Here is an 18,494-nt window from a genome sequence, read left to right as displayed (position 1 = left end):
CCCATGCGCAAGCACCTCCTGCACTGGCTGCTCCCGCTGCTCATGCTGCTGTCGCAGCAGGGCGCGGTGTGGCACGGCATCGGTCACCTGACCGATGCGCGGGCGCATGCGCCGGCCGGCGCGACCGTCGCTCACGGCGTCGACACGGGGGACGGCCAGTCCCATGCCGACGCGGATCCGCTGCCGGTCGACCCGCTGTGCGAGACCTGCCTGGCCTTCGACGACCTGGCCGCTTCGGCCCGCGCCGAGCCCCCCGTGCTCGCGCTCGCCGAGGCCGTCCATGTCCAGACGGCGCGCGCCGAGCTCGCCCCGCGCGCGCTCCCCGCGCCGCCGCCACGCAGTCGCGGCCCGCCCCTGGCGATCTGAATCCGCCCCTGACCGCTGCGCCTTCCGCCCACGCCTGAACGCCTTCTTGAAGCGCAGGCGCGGCGCCTGGCGCGCGCTCGACCGATTCCAGATTTCCAGAGAAACACCATGACTCATCCTCCGCTGCGCGTGCTCGCGCTGTCCCTGTCGCTCGCCTATCCGCTGCTGCACGCCCTGCCCGCACGCGCCGACGACGCCACGCCCTCCTCTTCCACCGCGACCGCCGACGCGGCCTCGGCCGCCGCCGGCCAGGCGCTGCCCACGGTCCAGGTCCAGGGCGCGCGCAGTCGCCTCGACGCCGCGCGCAATGGCCTGTCGCCCGACACCGGCAGCACGATCTACAAGTTCAGCAAGGCCGACATCGGCCGCCTGCCGCAAGGCGACGACACGCCGCTGAACCAGGTCCTGCTGCAGGCGCCCGGCGTGGTGCAGGACTCCTACGGCGGCCTGCATGTGCGTGGCGACCATGCCAACCTGCAGTACCGCATCAACGGCGTCGTCATTCCGGAGGCGATCAGCGGCTTCGGCCAGACCCTGGAGACCCGCTTCGCCAACAGCATCAGCCTGCTCACCGGCGCCTTGCCGGCCCAATACGGCTACCGGACCGCCGGCATCGTCGACATCACCACCCAGGGCGTCGGCGACGACGACAAGCCCTTCGCCGGCAGCGCCGGGATCACGCTGGGCACCCAGCGCTCGCGCGAACTCGACCTCTCGGTCCACGGCACGCAGGGACGGCTCAGCTATGAGTTCAGCGGCTCCTTCCTCGGCAACGACCTGGGCATCGAGAACCCGACACCTTCGCGCGACGCGCTCCACGACCGCACGCACCAGGGCAAGGCCTTCGGCCTGGTCTCGTACCTGCTGGGCGACGACAGCCGCATCACCGCGATGGCCGGCGTCACCAACAACCGGTTCCAGATTCCCGACTCGCCGGGGCAGTCGACCGCCTTCGCGCTGGACGGCACGCCGGACAAGGACTCGAGCACGCTCGACGCGCACCAGCGCGAGCGCAATCGCTTCGCGGTCGTGAGCTACCAGAGCGCGATCGGCGACACGGTGGACTACCAGGTCTCGCTGTTCCACCGCTATACCGACGTGCATTACTCGCCCGACACGGTCGGCGACCTGCAGTACCTGGGCGTCGCCGCAGACATCCTGCGCCGCAACGAGGCCAACGGCGTGCAGGCCGACTTGAGCTGGCGCCTGGACAGCGCGCACACGCTGCGCAGCGGCCTCTTCGCCCAGCGCGAGCACGCCAGCACGCGCAACGACGCGCTGGTCTTCCCCGCCGACGACGACGGCAACCCGACCAGCACCACGCCGATCAGCATCGCCGACAGCGGCCGGCTCGGCGGCCACCTGTGGGGCGCCTACCTGCAGGACGAATGGAAGCTGGACCGCACGCTGACCTTGAACTACGGCGCGCGCTACGACCAGGTCGACACGGTCACGAAGGAACATCAGCTCAGCCCACGCGTGGGTCTGGTCTGGGACGCGACCCCGGCGCTGCGCCTGCATGCCGGCTATGCGCGCTACTTCACGCCGCCGCCGACGGAGAAGATCGACACCACCTCGGTCAGCGCCTTCGCCGGCACGACCAACGCGCTGCCGTCGGATGCCAACACCGCGGTGCGCTCGGAGCGTTCGAACTACTACGATGCCGGCGCGGTCTGGCAGGTCACGCCCAAGCTCACCCTGGGCGTGGATGGCTACTACCGCGCGGTGCAGCACCTGCAGGACGAGGGCCAGTTCGGCAACGCGCTGATCTACTCCGCCTTCAATTACGCGCATGGCCGCATCTACGGCGTGGACCTGACGGCGAACTACAAGGAGAAGGACTGGTCCGCCTACGCCAACCTCGGCACCACGCACGCGCGGGCCAGGCAGGTCGAGACGGGCCAGTTCAACTTCGAGCAGGACGAGCTCGACTTCATCGCCAACCACTGGGTGCACCTGGACCACGAGCAGAAGCTGAGCGCCTCGGCCGGGGTCAACGTCCGCGTCGGCGATGGCTATGCGGTCGGTGCCAGCGCGCTGTTCGGATCCGGCCTGCGCAACGGCTTCGCCAACACCACGCACCTGCCGTCGTACACCACGCTCAATGCCGACCTCAGCAAGCGCCTGGACCTCGGTGGCGGCGGTCCGGTGGAGGCGCGGCTGTCGGTGGTGAACCTGTTCGACAAGGTCTACCAGCTGCGTGATGGCTCGGGCATCGGCGTCGGCGCGCCGCAGTACGGCCAGCGCCGCACGGTCTACGTCAGCCTGACGAAGGAGTTCTGAGCACGCGCGAGGGATGACGCCGCCGGCGCCGGCCCTGTCGCCTGGATCGGGCGAAGGTGGTCCGGCGCACGGCGGAGCGATCGTCATCGCGGTACGCTGCGGCGCATGACTGCACCGCCGCCCGATCACACAGACCGCACGGACCAAGACCCGCCACGAACGGAAGCCGGCTCACCGCAAATCGACGAGCCGCCCTCCGCCGTGTGGGACCGCCGCTACGCCGCCCATCCGTTGAGCCGCCAGGAGGCATGGCTCAGCGGCTGGCAGCACCGCCTGCCGGGCGTGCGTCGCGCGCTGGACATCGGCTGCGGCGATGGTTGGGAGACGGCGGCCCTGCTGGAACTGGGCGTCGACGTCACCGGCATCGACATTTCGGCCGAGGCGCTGGCGCGCTGCCGCCGACAGTCGCCGCGGGCACGTCACCTGCTGGCGGACGTGCGAACGATGCCAATGCTGCGCGATGGCGAGTTTGACCTGGCTGTCGCGCAGCTGTCGCTGCATTACTTCGATCGCGAGGACACGCGCCGCGCGCTGTGCGAGATCGCCCGCGTGCTGGCCCCGGACGGCAAGCTGATCGGCTGCGTGAACGCGGAGGACGACTGGCACTACGGCGCGCCGGACGATGCCTCGAGCTGGGCGCTGACGCCGGTGGACGGCGTCGCCAAGCAGTTCTTCACCCGCGCGAAGCTGGAGGAGGTGCTCAGCGCCTGCTTCGAGATCGAGCACCTCGACAAGCGCACGCTGAGCCGCTACGGCAAGCCCAAGTCGGTGTGGGAGTTCTTCTGCCGCCGCAAGCGCGATCACGGCGAGGCGGATCCGCTGCCCTCGCCCGCGATCGGCCCCTGACGGCGCGGCGGCCCCCCCGGGTCACTCAGGGTCGCGGCGAGCCCGCCGACGCGCCGAACCACTCCAGCCGATAGGTCTCGCGGTAGGACAAGGCGTCGTCGATGCCGGCCGATGCGGACAGCCCCTGCAGCAGCGCGGTCGTCACCGCGATCGGCTGCGCGACGCGACCACTGGCGGGCTGACCGGCGAAGGCCCGCCGCAGTTCGTCCGCCAGTTGCCAGCCTTGCAGCCCGGTCGGCTCGGCGATCGTGGCGAACTGCATCGACCGGCCCGATCGGATGCGGCTGAGCGCGGTCCGCGAGCCATCCCCGGCCGCGATGCCGACGATGTCGGGGCGCCCCATCGCGCGCAGCGGAAAGCTCAGCGAATCCATGTAGACGTCGTTGATCGCCAGCACATGGGTCCAGCGCGCGCCGTGGCGTTGCTGCAGCCGCGTCAATGCCGCGGGCATCGCGCGCGAGGCATCGGAGATCGGCAGGTCCTCGACGCCGAGCACCTCGCACCGCGCGCAGCGCTGCAACACCTCGACCATGCGCCGCGTCTTGACGTTGGCGATCTCGAAGCGGCTGTCGCTGAAGATCACCACGCCCACGCGCGCGCGCTCGGACTGGATCACCAGTTCCACCGCCTTCTCGGCGACGGCCGCCGGTTCCGTCGTGACGTTGGCGCGGAGCAGCGGCGTGACGCCCGGGCGGGCGGCCGCATGCCAGCCGACCAGCATCGGCCTGGCGGCGCCGGCCTCGGTCGGCATCAGGTCGGTGATGTCGGTTTCGTTGAAGCCGCCCAGCACGATGCCCTCGGCATCACCGGCGACCGCGCGCTCGAAATGCGCCCGCACCTGGGCGCGCTCACCGCTGCCGTTGCTGACGGTGAGCGTCCAGCCCAGTTCCCGGCAGGCCTCCTCGAATCCGCGGAAGACGGCGGCGATGCCGCCGTTGCGGAAGTCCTGCGCGATGAAGGTCACCCGACGCGGCGCTTCCTTGTTCCCTACCGGCGAGGCGGTCGGGCCCGACGACGCCTGCGCCACGGCGGCCAGCGCGAGGCCGGCCCCCCACGCGATCGACATGGCGCGACGGCGCAACCCGGCGAAGCGGCGGACATTCATCGATGCTGTCTCCTCGGGGGGCGATCTTGCTCCCGTCGACGCCGTCGCGCCATCGGGCAAGCGCGGGGGGCCGCGCGCCCCTCGAGCGAGGCCCGGTCACCGTGCCAAGGGCCGCGCCGCGACCTCGTTCCGGACCGGACTCAGGCCGGAACTTCCGCGCGGCGCTTGTACAGCGCCAGCAGGCCGTCGACGAAGTCCCGCCCCAGGAATTCCGAGACTGCCACCGCATAGCCGTTGAAGCTGGAGGTGACGCGGAAGTGGGCCTCGATGTCCAGCCGCGTGCGGCCGGCCGACAGCGGCGTCAGGATGAAGCGCGCATCAACAGCCCGTACAGCGCGCCCAGCAGCACCGCCAACCAGCCGCTGAGGCCCCAGGTGCGCGGGTTGCGCGTGACCGTGGCCATCGTCGGGGCCGGTGGAGATCCGCCGGCGTCGGGCGCCGGGGACTCGTGCCTGTCTTGCATCGTTCATTTCCTCCCGCGGCGCATTCTGCCCAGCCGAAGCCCCTGCAGCCGACTCCGGCAAATCTTTTTGCTTGCCATTAATTCGCACACAAAGTAAATTTCGTTCCCATGGCACGCACCTCCACCTCCAAGCGACAGACCGCGACCGGCACGCCCGCCGTCTGCGTCCCGCAGCAGATCGACGAGCAGCTCTGCTTCGCGATCTACTCGACGATGCTGGGACTGAACAAGGTCTACCGCGATCTGTTGAAGGACCTCGAGATCACCTATCCGCAATACCTGGTCATGTTGGTGCTGTGGGAACGTGATGGCCTGACCGTCGGCGAGATCGCGGAGCGGGTCTTCCTCGACTCCCCGACGGTGACGCCGCTGCTCAAGCGCCTCGAGGCGGCCGGCTTGGTCAGCCGCGATCGTTCCCCGCAGGACGAGCGTCAGGTGCTGATCACGCTGACCGCCGCGGGCCGTGCCCTGCGCCAGCGCGCGAGCCACCTGCCCCAATGCATCGTCGATGCCTCGGACACCGACCTGGCCGAACTCATCGACCTGCGCGACCGCCTGCTCGCACTGCGCGAGCGGATGGCGCGCAAATCCGGCTGAAGCCGCCCTTGTCACTGCCATCCCTCCCATCAACACGCCTGTCATTTAATTCGTACACAAACTATTAGCAAGCAATCAGACCTCGATCGCTTGCCCCTGCTTCCCCACCACCCCATCGCGCCTGTCGCAATACCCTCAAGGAGCCCCACCATGAATGCCTTCTCCACCCTCGCCCGCCAATCGCGCCGTCAGCTGCTCGCGCTCTCGACGCTGGCCATCGCCGCCGCTGGCGCGGTCGCCACGCCCGCGCTCGCCGCTGGCGCCAAAGTGGCACCCGCTCCGGTCGCGAGCGCTCAGCCGTCCGGCAGCTTCATCACGACCAAGGACGGCGTGCAGCTGTATTACAAGGATTGGGGCCCGAAGAACGGCCAGCCCATCGTCTTCAGCCACGGCTGGCCGCTGAACTCGGACAGCTGGGAGTCGCAGATGATCTTCCTGGCGGACCAGGGCTATCGCGTGATCGCCCATGACCGCCGTGGCCACGGCCGCTCCAGCCAGCCCTGGGACGGCAACGACATGGACCACTATGCCGACGACCTGGCCGCGGTGATCGAGACGCTGGACCTGAAGAACGCGGTGCTGGTGGGCTTCTCCACCGGCGGCGGCGAGGTCGCCCGCTACATCGGCCGCCATGGCACCGCGCGCGTGGCCAAGGCGGTGCTGGTCTCGGCCGTGCCGCCGATCATGGTCAAGTCCGACAAGAACCCGAACGGCGTGCCCAAGGAGGTGTTCGACGGCATCCGCGCGGCGCAACTGGCCAACCGCTCGCAGCTCTACAAGGACATTCCCTCGGGCCCGTTCTACGGCTTCAACCGCCCCGGCGCCAAGGTCTCGCAGGGCCTGATCGACAACTGGTGGTTCCAGGGCATGCAAGGCGGCCACAAGAACACCTTTGACTCGATCAAGGCCTTCTCCGAGACCGACTTCACCGAGGACCTGAAGAAGTTCGACAAGCCCACGCTGGTCATCCATGGCGACGACGACCAGATCGTGCCGATCGACATCTCCGGCCGCGCGTCGGCGAAGCTGATCAAGGGTGCGAAGCTGATCGTCTACCCGGGCGCGCCGCATGGCTTGACCGACACGCACAAGGAGCGCGTCAACGCCGATCTGCTGGCCTTCATCCGCCAGTGAGCACCGTCGCGGCCTGAGCGGCCGCCGCCCTTCCCCCACCTTCGGGGGAAGGGCCACGCGGGATTTCGGCTCGCGTGACGTTTGGTACGCTCGGTGATCTTTCCGATGGACGGCGCCGCAAGGCGCCGGCTCGTGGACCTCGCCGATGCCGATCCCCCCTCCCCCCTCCTTGTCGCTGCCGCGCGTTCACGTGCTCGAACTCCAGGCCAGCGACGAGGACCTGCTGCAGCGGTTCTATGAACGGAACCCGCTCTACTTCGAGCAGGTCAACGGCGCCCCACCCCGTCCCGACGAGGCCCGCGAGGAGATCCGCGACCTCCCCCCCGAAGGCTGGAGCTTCAGCGCCAAACGGTTGCTGGGTTACGCGAACGACCAGGGCGAGCTGGTCGCGATGGCTTCGCTGGTGTCCGACCTGATGGCGCCGCGGGTCTGGCTGGTGGGGCTGTTCATCGTCGCCACCGAGTTGCATGGCTCGCCGGCCGCGCGCGAGATCTACGCCGAACTCGAACGCTGGATGCGGCGCCGCGGCGCCGCCTGGGTGCGTCTGGGGGTGGTCGTGGGGAATGGCCGCGCCGAGCGCTTCTGGGAGCGCCAGGGCTTTTCCGAGGTGCGCCGGCGCGACGGCATCAGCATGGGCCAGCGCGTCAACTCGCTGCGGGTGATGGTCAAGCCGCTGGATGGCGGCCGCATCGCCGACTACCTCGAGATGGTGCCCCGCGACCGCCCCGGCGAAGCCTGAGGCGCGGCGGCGATCGCAATGAAACAGGGCCCCAGCGGGGCCCTGTGCCGTTGATGGCGGCGAGACGGGCTCGCCGCGATGCCGTTCACTCGCCGAGGTAGGCGGCGCGCACCTTCGGATCGTTGAGCAGCGCCTTGCCGTCGCCCTTCATCGTGATCGCGCCCGACTCCATCACATAGCCGCGGGTGGCCAGTTCCAGCGCGCGGCTGGCGTTCTGCTCCACCAGCAGCACCGTCACGCCCTGCTGGTGGATGTCGTTCACCACCTCGAAGATCTTGTCGACCATGATCGGCGACAGGCCCATCGACGGCTCGTCCAGCAGCAGCAGCTTGGGACGCGCCATCAGCGCGCGGCCCATCGCCAGCATCTGCTGCTCGCCGCCGGACATCGTGCCGGCGAGCTGGTTGCGACGCTCCTTCAGCCGCGGGAACAGGCCGAAGACCTTCTCGATGTCGGCCTGGATCTCGTTGTCGTTGCGGATGAACGCGCCCATCTGCAGGTTCTCGGTGATGGTCATGCGCGTGAACGTGCCACGGCCTTCCGGGACCATCACCAGGCCCTGCTTGGCCAGGTTCCATGCGCCCTGGCCCTTGATGGACTGGCCCATGAACTTGACGTCGCCGACCGCCAGCGGCTGCAGGCCGGTGATGGCCTTGAGCGTCGTGGTCTTGCCCGCGCCGTTGGCGCCGATCAGCGAGACCAGCTCGCCCTGGCGCACGTCGAAGTCCACGCCCTTGACCGCCTGGATCCCGCCGTACGCGACCTTGAGGCCCTCGACCTGGAGGAGGATGTTGTCTGCCATCTTTTCGATCTCTTTCGTCGGTCGATCAGGGCGCCGCGTGGGCGTCGTGCGCCGCATGGGCGCCCAGGTAGGCCTCGATGACCTTCGGGTTGCGCTGCACCTCGGCGGGCGTGCCCTCGGCGATCTGCTTGCCGTAGTCCAGCACCGTGACGCGGTCGCACAGGCCCATCACCAGCTTCACGTCGTGCTCGATCAGCAGGATCGTGCGGCCATCGTTGCGGATGCGGTCGATCAGCTCGCGCAGCACGACCTTCTCGGTCGCGTTCATGCCCGCGGCGGGCTCGTCCAGCGCGATCAGCTTGGGATCGGTCGCCAGGGCGCGGGCGATCTCCAGCCGGCGCTGGTCGCCGTAGGACAGCGTGCGGGCCTTGAAGTCGGCGTGACGCTCGATGCCGACATAGGCCAGCAGTTCGCGGGCGCGGGCGGTGATCTCGGCCTCTTCCTTCTTGAAGCCGGGCGTGCGGAACACGGCGCCCATCAGGCCCGAATGGGTGCGCACATGGCGGCCGACCATCACGTTCTCCAGCGCGGTCATCTCGGCGAACAGCCGGATGTTCTGGAAGGTGCGCGCGATGCCGGTCTTTGCCACCTGGTGCACGGCCTGCGGCTTGTAGGCCTGGCCACCCAGCTCGAAGGTGCCGCCATCGGGCACGTACAGGCCGGTGATCACATTGAAGAAGGTCGTCTTGCCGGCGCCGTTGGGACCGATCAGGCCATAGACCTGGCCCTTCTTGATCTCGATGCCCACATCCGACAGCGCCTGCAGGCCGCCGAAGCGCTTGGACGCGCCGGCCACTTTCAGTACGGTTTCAGTCATTCTTTCTGGCTCCTGGCACGGATCAGGCGTTGATGGCGCTGCCGGTGTTCGCGGGCGGCTGTGCCCCCGGGGGCAGCGGCCGCGACTTGCCGTGCTCCGGCGACGGCCACAGGCCGCGCGGACGCATGAGCATGATCACGATCATCGCCAGCGCGATCAGCAGCTGGCGCAGGATGGCCGCGTCCAGGCGGCCGTCGGTCATCTCCTGCAGCGGACCGGCCACGTAGCGCAGCACTTCCGGCAGCGCGGCCAGCAGCAGCGCGCCCAGGATCACGCCCGGGATGTGGCCGATGCCGCCCAGCACGACCATCGCGACGATCATCACCGACTCCTGCAGGCTGAACGATTCCGGCGAGACGAAGCCCTGGAACGCGCCGAACATCGAGCCGGCCACGCCGCCGAAGGTCGCGCCCATGCCGAAGGCCAGCAGCTTCATGTTGCGGGTGTTGATGCCCATGGCCTTGGCGGCGATCTCGTCCTCGCGGATGGCCATCCAGGCGCGGCCGATGCGGGAGTTCTCGAGCCGGTAGCAGATCACCACCGAAGCGATCACCAGCGCCAGGAACAGGTAGTAGTACATCGACACCGAGTTGACCTCGATCCCGAAGAAGGTGTGGTTCTGGCTGAACTGGAAGCCCAGGAAGTGCACGCCGTCGATCTGGCCGATGCCGCGCGGGCCGTTGGTGATGTTCAGCGGGTACTCCATGTTGTTCAGGAACACCCGGATGATCTCGCCGAAGCCCAGCGTCACGATGGCCAGGTAGTCGCCGCGCAGCTTCAGCGTCGGCGCACCCAGCAACACGCCGAACAGCCCCGCCAGCAGCGCCGCCAGCGCGATCGCCAGCAGCAGCGGCAGATGCAGCCCGTTGGGGAAGGCCGCGGCGATGTGCTCGAAGTTCTCCGCCAGGTGCGGGCTGTTGAGCAGCGCGAAGAGATAGGCACCCACCGCGTAGAACGCGACGTAGCCCAGGTCCAGCAGGCCGGCATAGCCCACGACGATGTTCAGGCCCAGCGCCAGCAGCACGTACAGCAGCGCCAGGTCGATGATGCGCACCGGCCCGTTGCCGAAGGACTGCGCGAACAGCGGCAGCACCAGCAGCAGCACGCCGGCGATCAGGAAGGTGATCAGCTTGGATTTGTTGTGCATGTGAGGCTCCTCAGGCGCGATCGGCGACGCGTTCGCCCAGCAGGCCCGACGGACGCAGCGTCAGCACCAGGATCAGCGCGATGAAGGCGAAGATGTCGGCGTAATGGCTGCCCAGCACGCCGCCGGTCAGGTCGCCGAGGTAGCCGGCGCCGATGGCTTCGATCAGGCCCAGCAGCACGCCGCCGACCATCGCGCCGGCGAGGTTGCCGATGCCGCCCAGCACCGCGGCGGTGAAGGCCTTCAGCCCGGGCATGAAGCCCATCGAGTGCTGCACGGTGCCGTAGTTGGCCGCCCACATCAGGCCGGCCACCGCGGCCAGCGCGGCGCCGATGATGAAGGTCAGCGAGATGACCGCGTCAGGCTTGACGCCCATCAGCGCGGCCACCCGCGGGTTCTCGGCGGTGGCGCGCATCGCGCGTCCCATCTTGGTGTGGTTCACCAGGAACAGCAGGCCACCCAGGATCACGACCGTGGTGACCAGGATCAGCACCTGCGTCACCGTGATCACCGCGCCGCCGATCTGGATCGGATCGGTGGGCAGCAGCTGCGGGAAGGGCTTGGGATTGGGTTTCCAGATGATCATGGCCAGCGTCTGCAGCAGCAGCGACATGCCCATGGCGGTGATCAGCGGCGCGAGTCTGGGCGCGTTGCGCAGCGGCCGGTAGGCGATCTTCTCGATCGCGAAGTTGAGCAGCGTGCAGACGACGATCGCACAGGCCAGCGCGATGATCATCAGCAGCCAGCCCGGCAGGCCCAGGCCGGCCAGCGCCGTGACGACGGTCCAGCTCACCAGGGCGCCTGCCATCAGCACCTCGCCGTGCGCGAAGTTGATGAGGTTGATGATCCCGTAAACCATCGTGTAGCCCAGCGCGACGAGGGCATACATGCTCCCGAGCACCAGCCCGTTGATGATCTGCTGAAAAAGTATCTCCATAAGGCCCCAGCATGTTGTTGGACACGGCTCGCGCCGCGTGACGGCGCTTGCGGGTGCAACCCGCGTGCCAATCCGTCCGTTTCAAGGGTATTCACCGACGCGGGCGCCCCTGTGCGCACCCGCCGGGCGTGTCTCCCCAGTCTCGGCGACGCAACGAAGTGCGGAAATCCGCACAAACCGCCTAGCCAGCCGGGCGAATCCTCGCCAGTCACAAAAAAGCCGGTGCGCCGGGTGCAAGGCGCGCGCCAACTTGGGCACACTGGGCGGCGATTTTTCGTCTCCCATGGAACCGGTCGTCACCTCCTCCTTCGCCACCTCCTCCGCCCGCCAGCGGCTGGCGCACTTCCTGGGCCGGCCGACCTTCTATCTCTATCTGACCGGCGTGCTGATGCTGCTGGGGCTGCTGCTGGGCCACCGCCTCAGCGAGCGCGCCAGCCTCGACCAGCTCAGCGCCCTGGCCACCGAGCGGCTGGAGCTCTACGCCTCCAACCTGCAGACCGAGCTGGGCCGCCATGCCTACCTGCCCAGCCTGCTGGCCATCGACAGCGACGTCACCCAGCTGGTCGAGCATCCCGACGACGAGGCGCTGCGCAAGTCGGCCAGCCTGGTGCTGGCGCGGGTGAACGTGCGCGCGGGCACGACGCAGATCTTCGTCGCCGACCCCGAGGGCCGCGTGCTCGCCTCCAGCGAACCGCTGACGCCGCCGCTGCGCCTGCAGCAGGCCATCGAGCAGGACCGCCACCACTTCTTCGCCTCCGACGCGGGTCAGGCGGGGCTGAGCGGTTCGACCAACTTCTTCCTGCTGCATCCGCTGCGCCGCAACCAGCAGCTGCAGGGCGTGATCGTGGTCAAGCTGAACCTGGCGCCGCTGGAATCGACCTGGGTCGACCTGGGGCTGCGCTCGCAGGGAGAGCGCATCCTGGTCTCCGATGACCAGGGCGTGGTGATCATGAGCTCGGTCGAGGACTGGCGCTATGCGGTGCTCAACCGCGCCGACGCGTCCGAGCGCGACCGGCTGCAGGCCAGCGCGCGCTATCCGCGCGTCGGTCCGGACCTGGGTCTGCCCGGCGCGCTGGAGGCCTACAACAGCCTGCTGGTGCGGGCGCCGGCCCCCGCCAGCACGACGCTGCTGGCGCAGGAGCGCCAGCTGCTGCCGCTGGGCTTGCGGCTGCTGGCGCTGTCCGACCTGTCCGAGGTGCGGCGCCAGGCGCGGCTGGCGGCCTGGAGCGGCGCGGCCTTCGGCGCGGCGATCGGGATGCTGCTGCTGTACCTCGCGTCGCGCCGGCGCGCGCTGCGGCAGCTCTTCCATGCGAAGACCGAATTGCAGAACGCGCATGCGCAGCTGGAGCGCATCGTCGATGAACGCACGGCGGAACTCCGCCAGATCAACGAGGAACTGCTCGAGCAGATCGCGCAGCGCCGCCAGGCCGAGGGCGAGCTGCTGCAGACCAGCAAGCTGGCGGTGCTGGGGCAGATGTCGGCCGGCCTGTCGCATGAAGTGAACCAGCCGCTGACCGCCCTGCGCGCGCTGGCACGGAATTCGCAACGGCTGCTGGAGGCCGGCCGCCTGCAAGCGGTCGCGGACAACCTGCAGACGATGGACGACATGGTCGAACGCATGGGCCAGATCACCCGCCAGCTCAAGAGCTTCGCCCGCAAGGCGGAGCCGGCGCGCACGGCCGTGTCGCTGCTGGCCTGCGTGAACAACGCGCGGCTGCTGCTGGAGCACCGCACCCGCGCGCTGGACCTGCCGGTGGAGGTCGACGTGCCGCCCGGGCTGAGGGTCAGCGCCGAGTCCAACCGGCTCGAGCAGGTGCTGGTGAACCTGCTGGGCAACGGCATCGACGCGATCGCGTCGGAGCCGCCGCCCGACGGCCCCGGGGACCCGCGCCGCCTGCGCGTGGCCGCGGTGCCGGCGGAGGACGGCCGGCGGGTGCTGGTGCAGGTGCAGGACACCGGACCGGGCCTGAGCGAGGCGCTGCTGCCGCGGCTGTTCGAGCCGTTCTTCACCACCAAGCCCGCCGGCGAAGGCCTGGGGCTGGGACTGGTGATCTCGTCCAAGATCGTCCACGAGTTCGGCGGCGCGCTGCGGGCGCACCGGCTGGACCAGGGCATGAGTTTCGAATTCGACCTGGAGGTCGACACCTGGCAGGCCGAGGAGGGTCAGTATGTTTGAGGGCTACAAGGTCGTGTTCGTCGAGGACGACCTGCCGGTGCGGGTCAGCCTGACCCAGACGTTGGAGCTCGAGGGGCTGAGCGTCGTGCCCTGCCGCTCGGCCGAGGAGGCGCTGCCGCATGTGCAGCCCGGCGCGCAGGTGATCGTCATCACCGACGTGCGGCTGCCCGGCATGGACGGCCGCGCGCTGCTGGCGCATGTCCAGGCGACCGATCCCCAGATCCCGGTGATCCTGATCACCGCGCACGGCGACGTGAACATGGCCGTGCAGGCGATGCGCAACGGCGCCTACGACTTCATCGAGAAGCCCTTCGCGCCGGAGCGGCTGCTGGACACCGCGCGCCGCGCGCTGGACCTGCGGATGCTGCGCCACTCCGCGGACGAACTGCGGGCGCAGCTCTCGGCCGCCAGCGGCATCGAGGCGGCGCTGCTGGGCAAGTCCCCGGCGATGCAGCAGCTGCGGCGCCAGGTGCTGAACCTGGCCACCACCTCGGCCGACGTGATGATCCTGGGCGAGACCGGCACCGGCAAGGAGCTCGTCGCGCGCTGCCTGCACGACCAGAGTCCGCGCCGCGACCGGCACTTCGTCGCCATCAACTGCGGCGGCCTGCCGGAGGCGCTGTTCGAGAGCGAGCTGTTCGGCCACGAGTCCGGCGCCTTCACCTCGGCCGGCAAGCGCCGCATCGGCAAGATCGAGCACGCCAACGGCGGCACCCTGCTGCTCGACGAGATCGAGACCATGCCGGTGCCGCTGCAGATCAAGCTGCTGCGGGTGCTGCAGGAGCGGCGCGTGGAGCGGCTGGGCTCCAACGAGGAGCAGGTCATCAACGTGCGCTTCATCGCCGCGAGCAAGGCCGACCTCAAGGAGATGGGCGAACGCGGACAGTTCCGCAGCGACCTCTACTACCGGCTCAACATCGCCACGCTGGTGCTGCCGCCGCTGCGCGAGCGCCGCGAGGACATCCCGCTGCTGTTCGAGCACTTCGTCGCGCAGGCCTGCAAGCGCTACGAGCGCGAGGCGCCCGAGCTCACGCCGGACAAGCTGCGCGAATTGATGGCCCACGACTGGCCCGGCAACGTGCGGGAGATCCGCAACGCGGCCGACCGCTTCGTGCTGGCGCTGGACGACCTGGACTCCACGGCCGCGATCCAGGCGGTGCCCAACCTGGCCCTGGCGCGCCAGATGGAGATGGTCGAGAAGGCGCTGATCGAGCAGGCGCTGCGCCGCTCAGGCGGCAAGGTGCCGGCGGCGATGGAACTGCTCGGCACGCCTCGCAAGACGCTGTACGACAAGCTGCATCGGCACGGCATCCAGCTCGACGACTTCCGCTGAAGCCGTCCCCGGTCAGGCGGCCTGCCTGGCCGCCTGCTGCGCCTTGTCCAGCACCGCCTTGAGCTGCTGGATGGTGGCCGGCTTGACGAGATAGGCGCTCGCGCCGCGTCGGATCGCCTCGGCCGCGTCCCCCGGATCGGAGGTGCCGGTGAGCATGACGACCGTCATCGGCCCGGCGCTGAGCGCCTCGCTGACGAAATCCATGCCCTGCCCGTCCGGCAGCGCGCGGTCCAGGATCAGCGCGTCCGGGCGGCGCGCGGCGATGCGGGCCCGCGCCTCCGCCAGGGTCGCGGCGGTGGCGGCGGTGTAGCCCTCCAGTTCCAGCAGGATGGCCAGCGTCTCGCTGGATTCGAGGTTGTCGTCGACGATGACGGCGTACGGTTGCATGGCAATCCCTGCGGCAAGAGGTCCAAGGGGGAAGTTCCGCCGGCGCGCCGGAGAGCGACGCTCGGCGGGCGGGCATGGGGCCTCCATGGCAATTCCCGTTCCCCCGCACTCCGCGCCGCACCGAGGAACGAACGGCCGTGCGGGCAACCACCGGGATGGGGGGGTCGCGCGCACGCGGGGGGCCGGGACGGATCTTTGCCCTGCGCCTTTCTGCCCATAATCCGCGGCTTCGCGGCCGGGTCCGGCCCTGCCGCCGTCCCTGCCGTCCGAGCGCCCGCCTGCCCGCCGAGTTCCATGACGACAACCGACGCCCCGATCGCCACTGAGTTGCTGCCCCGCCTGCGCCGCTGCACCGCTCCCCTGCACGACGAGATCGAGGCGCTGCTCCGGCTGGGGGCGCCGATGCCGCTCGCGCGCTACGGCCGCATCCTGCGCGGCTTCCATGAGTTCCTCCAGTTGTGGGAGCAGCGCGTGCGCCATGCGCTGCCCGAGTCGCTGCGGCCATGGTTCGACGCCCGCAGGCGCGCCCCGTTCGCCGCACGCGACCTGACGGCCCTGGCGCTGCCGGACGACCCCGCGATGCGGGCCGCGGCGCGGGCCTCGCAGCACCGGCTGCGGCTGGACACCCCGGCGGCGGCGCTCGGCTCGCTGTATGTGCTCGAGGGCTCCGCGCTCGGGGGCCAGGTCTTGACGCCGATGCTGCAGGCCCGGCACGGCCTGACCCCGGAACACGGGACCGCCTACTTCCACGGCTTCGGCGCCCGCACCGGAGCGATGTGGCGGGAATTCCGCCAGCTTGCCGAGGCGCAGGCCGGCGCCGATGAGGCGGACCGGGCCGCCGCCTGCCGAGCGGCCGTCCAGACCTTCCAGGCGCTGATCGAGACCTTCGCGCCGGTCGGCCACGCGGCATCGGACCTGCCGACCGCAACGGCCACATCACCGGACACGGGCGCCGCCGGCGCGACTGCGCGATGAACGCGGACGGCGCCGCCATGACCCCCGCCCTGTCGCCAACGACGACATCGACATCGACGCCGACGTCGATCGACCGCCAGATCGCGCAGTGCGCGAGCGAGCCGATCCGCATCCCCGGCGCGATACAGCCCCACGGCTGGCTGGCGGCGGTCGACTGGCGCGACGGCGCCCTGGTTGCCTACAGCGAGAACTGGCGCGCGTTGCTGCCGGATTCGGCCGACCTGCTGCCGGCGCGGATCGAGGGCGCGCTCGATCCGGTGCGTCCGGCCCGCCATGCCTGGGTCGACGGCGAGGGCCCGGTGTCCTGCGGCACGCTGGTGATCGGCGGGCGCCGCCTGCATGTGTCGGGCCACCGGCTCGGCGAGCGCGCCTATTTCGAGCTCGAGCCCGACGTCGAGGACAGCGGCAACCGGGCGCCGATCTACAGCCTGGCCCGGCACCTGGTGCCGATGATGCAGCGCACCGCCGCGGTGGACGAGCTCTGCCGGGTGGTGGTCGCGGAGATGAAGCGCCTGACCGGCTTCGGCCGCTGCCTGGCCTACCGCTTCGACGCCGAAGGCCATGGCGAGGTGCTCGCCGAAGCGCTCGACGGCGGTTACGACGCTTATGCCGGCCACCGCTTCCCGGCCTCGGACATTCCGCCTCAAGCGCGCGAGCTCTACCGCATCAATCACATCCGCCTGATCGCCGACGCCCATTACCAACCGGTGCCGGTGCGCTTCGTCGACGGCCGAGACGGCACGGCGCTGGACATGTCGCAAGCCGCGCTGCGCAGCGTGTCGCCGGTCCATCTCGAGTACATGCGCAACATGCGGACGCTGGCGTCGATGTCGGTGTCCATCATCGTGCGCGGGCGGCTGTGGGGGCTGGTGTCCTGTCATGACCATGCGCCGCGCCAGCTGTCCTGGCAGACGCGCATGGCCTGCGAGCACCTGGGGCAACTGCTGTCACTGCAGATCGAGGCGAAGGAAGAAAACGAGCAGGTCACCGAGCAGCTGCGCCTGCGCCAGTTGACGCTGGCGATCGTCGCGCACCTGTCGGACAGCGATGCGACGCTGCAGCGCCTGGTCGAGGAACCGGGGCCGCTGCTGCGACTGGGCCGCGCCACCGGCGCGGCGGTGATCCTGAACGACAGCTGCTGGTCGGTCGGCGAGACCCCGGACCGCGAGACGCTGCTGGCGCTCGGCCAGTGGCTGGCCAACCGCGTCGATCCGGTCTGGCACAGCGACCGGCTGGCGCAGGACACGCCGCCATCGCTGGCCGGGGCGCTGGCAGGCACCGCCGGCCTGCTGGCGATCTCCATCTCCCGGCTGCATCGCCACCACATCGTCTGGTTCCGCCCGGAGATCGTGCAGACCGTGGTCTGGGCCGGCAACCCCCGCAAGACGCCGGCGACGGACGGCGATGCGCGGCTGCATCCGCGGCGCAGCTTCTCGAGCTGGAAGGAACAGGTCGGCGGCCGGTCCCTGCCCTGGACGTCGGGCGAAGTGCACGCGGTGCAGGAGTTGCGGCAGGCGTTGATCGGCGTGGTGCTGCGCCGCGCCGAGGAGATGGCCGAGGTCGCGATGGAACTCGGCCGCGTGAACAAGGAGCTGGAAGCCTTCTCGTACACGGTGTCGCATGACCTGCGCGCGCCGATGCGTCACATCGCGGGCTTCGTCGACCTGGTGCTGGAGATGGAGGGCCAGTCGCTGTCGGCGCGCTCGCAGCGCTACCTCGCGCATGTGAAGGAGGCCTCCGCCCACGCCGGCCAGCTCGTGGACGCGCTGCTGGACTTCTCGCGGATGGGACGCTCGGCGATCAAGCATGCGTCCATCCATACCGGTCCCTTGATCGACGACCTGGTGGCCGAGCAGAACGCGATGAACAAGGATCGCCGCATCGAATGGGTGATCCAGCGCCCGCTGCCGCGGCTCTGGGGCGACCCGGTGCTGCTGCAGGTGGCGATCCGCAACCTGGTGGCCAACGCGGTCAAGTACACCCGGCCGCGCGAGCTGGCGCGCATCGAGATCACCGCCATCGAGGACGAGACCGGCGTGGGCCTGAGCATCGCCGACAACGGCGTGGGCTTCCAGATGAAGTACGTCGGCAAGCTGTTCGGCGTGTTCCAGCGGCTGCACCAGAGCGAGAGCTTCGAGGGCACCGGCATCGGCCTGGCCAGCGTGCGGCGGATCGTCGAGCGGCATGGCGGCCAGGTCGACGCCTGGGGCGAGCCGGAGCGCGGCGCGCGCTTCAGCTTCACCCTGCCGACGCGCGCGATGCAGGAGGCTCAATCCCCCCCCGGCAGCACGGCGGCGGTCGACGCCGACGCCCTCGATCCCCTCCCGTCCGGCGGCGCAGCGGCGCCTCGTGCCGCCGATTCCCTCTCTCCTGATTCCTGAAGTCGAACG

17 protein-coding genes are annotated in these 18,494 nt (G+C 69.8%); 10 read left to right on the top strand and 7 right to left on the bottom strand.

Going from position 1 to position 18,494, the window contains the following annotated elements; all coding sequences use genetic code 11:
- The first annotated feature begins 3 nt into the window (after nt 1-3).
- The 3 genes from CS062_RS09330 to CS062_RS09320 all read left to right on the top strand — a co-directional run bounded on the left by CS062_RS09330 (nt 4) and on the right by CS062_RS09320 (nt 3,495).
- Nucleotides 4-366 carry a hypothetical protein gene (locus tag CS062_RS09330; protein ID WP_099861375.1) on the top strand — a complete coding sequence of 121 codons (363 nt, stop codon included), beginning with the start codon at nt 4-6 and terminating at the stop codon, nt 364-366.
- A gap of 108 nt (nt 367-474) precedes the next feature.
- Nucleotides 475-2,649, top strand: a complete 2,175-nt coding sequence (locus tag CS062_RS09325; RefSeq protein ID WP_099861374.1) for a TonB-dependent receptor — start codon at nt 475-477, stop codon at nt 2,647-2,649.
- Nucleotides 2,650-2,850: 201 nt separating this feature from the next.
- The gene (locus CS062_RS09320; RefSeq protein WP_158238725.1) at nt 2,851-3,495 is read left to right on the top strand and encodes a class I SAM-dependent methyltransferase; all 645 of its coding nucleotides are present in this window, start codon (nt 2,851-2,853) and stop codon (nt 3,493-3,495) included.
- Nucleotides 3,496-3,520: 25 nt separating this feature from the next.
- On the opposite strand, the gene CS062_RS09315 is transcribed toward CS062_RS09320, so the two are convergent.
- Both CS062_RS09315 and CS062_RS25765 read right to left on the bottom strand, forming a co-directional pair.
- A complete protein-coding gene (locus CS062_RS09315) occupies nt 3,521-4,600 on the bottom strand; it encodes a substrate-binding domain-containing protein (RefSeq protein ID WP_099861372.1) in 1,080 nt (359 codons plus the stop codon).
- 140 nt (nt 4,601-4,740) lie between these two features.
- A complete protein-coding gene (locus CS062_RS25765; RefSeq protein WP_143742299.1) occupies nt 4,741-5,070 on the bottom strand; it encodes a hypothetical protein in 330 nt (109 codons plus the stop codon).
- Nucleotides 5,071-5,171: 101 nt separating this feature from the next.
- Here CS062_RS25765 and CS062_RS09310 point away from each other — a divergent pair, with 101 nt between their 5' ends.
- From CS062_RS09310 to CS062_RS09300, 3 genes are all read left to right on the top strand, one after another.
- Nucleotides 5,172-5,660 (top strand): MarR family winged helix-turn-helix transcriptional regulator, encoded by a 489-nt coding sequence (locus tag CS062_RS09310; protein WP_099861371.1) that lies wholly within the window; start codon nt 5,172-5,174, stop codon nt 5,658-5,660.
- Nucleotides 5,661-5,810: 150 nt separating this feature from the next.
- A complete protein-coding gene (locus tag CS062_RS09305) occupies nt 5,811-6,794 on the top strand; it encodes an alpha/beta fold hydrolase (RefSeq protein WP_099861370.1) in 984 nt (327 codons plus the stop codon).
- Nucleotides 6,795-6,963: 169 nt separating this feature from the next.
- The gene (locus CS062_RS09300) at nt 6,964-7,533 is read left to right on the top strand and encodes a GNAT family N-acetyltransferase (protein WP_158238724.1); all 570 of its coding nucleotides are present in this window, start codon (nt 6,964-6,966) and stop codon (nt 7,531-7,533) included.
- A gap of 85 nt (nt 7,534-7,618) precedes the next feature.
- On the opposite strand, the gene CS062_RS09295 is transcribed toward CS062_RS09300, so the two are convergent.
- Genes CS062_RS09295 through CS062_RS09280 form a run of 4 tightly spaced genes read right to left on the bottom strand, consistent with a single transcriptional unit; the run spans nt 7,619 to nt 11,233 of the window.
- Entirely contained in the window at nt 7,619-8,335 is a 717-nt protein-coding gene (locus tag CS062_RS09295) for an ABC transporter ATP-binding protein (protein WP_099861404.1), read from the bottom strand.
- 25 nt (nt 8,336-8,360) lie between these two features.
- Nucleotides 8,361-9,152 carry an ABC transporter ATP-binding protein gene (locus CS062_RS09290; RefSeq protein ID WP_099861368.1) on the bottom strand — a complete coding sequence of 264 codons (792 nt, stop codon included), beginning with the start codon at nt 9,150-9,152 and terminating at the stop codon, nt 8,361-8,363.
- A gap of 22 nt (nt 9,153-9,174) precedes the next feature.
- A complete protein-coding gene (locus CS062_RS09285) occupies nt 9,175-10,299 on the bottom strand; it encodes an ABC transporter permease subunit (protein ID WP_099861367.1) in 1,125 nt (374 codons plus the stop codon).
- Nucleotides 10,300-10,309: 10 nt separating this feature from the next.
- On the bottom strand, nt 10,310-11,233 hold the full coding sequence (locus CS062_RS09280) for a branched-chain amino acid ABC transporter permease (RefSeq protein ID WP_091723702.1): 924 nt from the start codon (nt 11,231-11,233) through the stop codon (nt 10,310-10,312).
- Nucleotides 11,234-11,516: 283 nt separating this feature from the next.
- Between CS062_RS09280 and CS062_RS09275 the strand changes: the two genes are divergently transcribed.
- Both CS062_RS09275 and CS062_RS09270 read left to right on the top strand, forming a co-directional pair.
- Complete coding sequence (locus CS062_RS09275) at nt 11,517-13,409, top strand: sensor histidine kinase (RefSeq protein ID WP_099861366.1); 1,893 nt, start codon at nt 11,517-11,519, stop codon at nt 13,407-13,409.
- Nucleotides 13,402-14,742 (top strand): sigma-54-dependent transcriptional regulator, encoded by a 1,341-nt coding sequence (locus CS062_RS09270; protein ID WP_099861365.1) that lies wholly within the window; start codon nt 13,402-13,404, stop codon nt 14,740-14,742. The genes CS062_RS09275 and CS062_RS09270 overlap by 8 nt, the downstream gene beginning before the upstream one ends.
- A gap of 12 nt (nt 14,743-14,754) precedes the next feature.
- On the opposite strand, the gene CS062_RS26150 is transcribed toward CS062_RS09270, so the two are convergent.
- On the bottom strand, nt 14,755-15,129 hold the full coding sequence (locus tag CS062_RS26150; protein ID WP_158238723.1) for a response regulator: 375 nt from the start codon (nt 15,127-15,129) through the stop codon (nt 14,755-14,757).
- A gap of 294 nt (nt 15,130-15,423) precedes the next feature.
- Here CS062_RS26150 and CS062_RS09260 point away from each other — a divergent pair, with 294 nt between their 5' ends.
- Both CS062_RS09260 and CS062_RS09255 read left to right on the top strand, forming a co-directional pair.
- Complete coding sequence (locus CS062_RS09260; protein WP_099861363.1) at nt 15,424-16,104, top strand: biliverdin-producing heme oxygenase; 681 nt, start codon at nt 15,424-15,426, stop codon at nt 16,102-16,104.
- 17 nt (nt 16,105-16,121) lie between these two features.
- On the top strand, nt 16,122-18,485 hold the full coding sequence (locus CS062_RS09255) for an ATP-binding protein (protein ID WP_099861403.1): 2,364 nt from the start codon (nt 16,122-16,124) through the stop codon (nt 18,483-18,485).
- Nucleotides 18,486-18,494 lie beyond the last annotated feature (9 nt).

Source organism: Roseateles chitinivorans, from assembly GCF_002761755.1.
Lineage (GTDB): Bacteria > Pseudomonadota > Gammaproteobacteria > Burkholderiales > Burkholderiaceae_C > Roseateles > Roseateles chitinivorans.
Note: the sequence above shows the minus strand (reverse complement) of the source record. Positions and strands in the feature narration are given on the sequence as shown.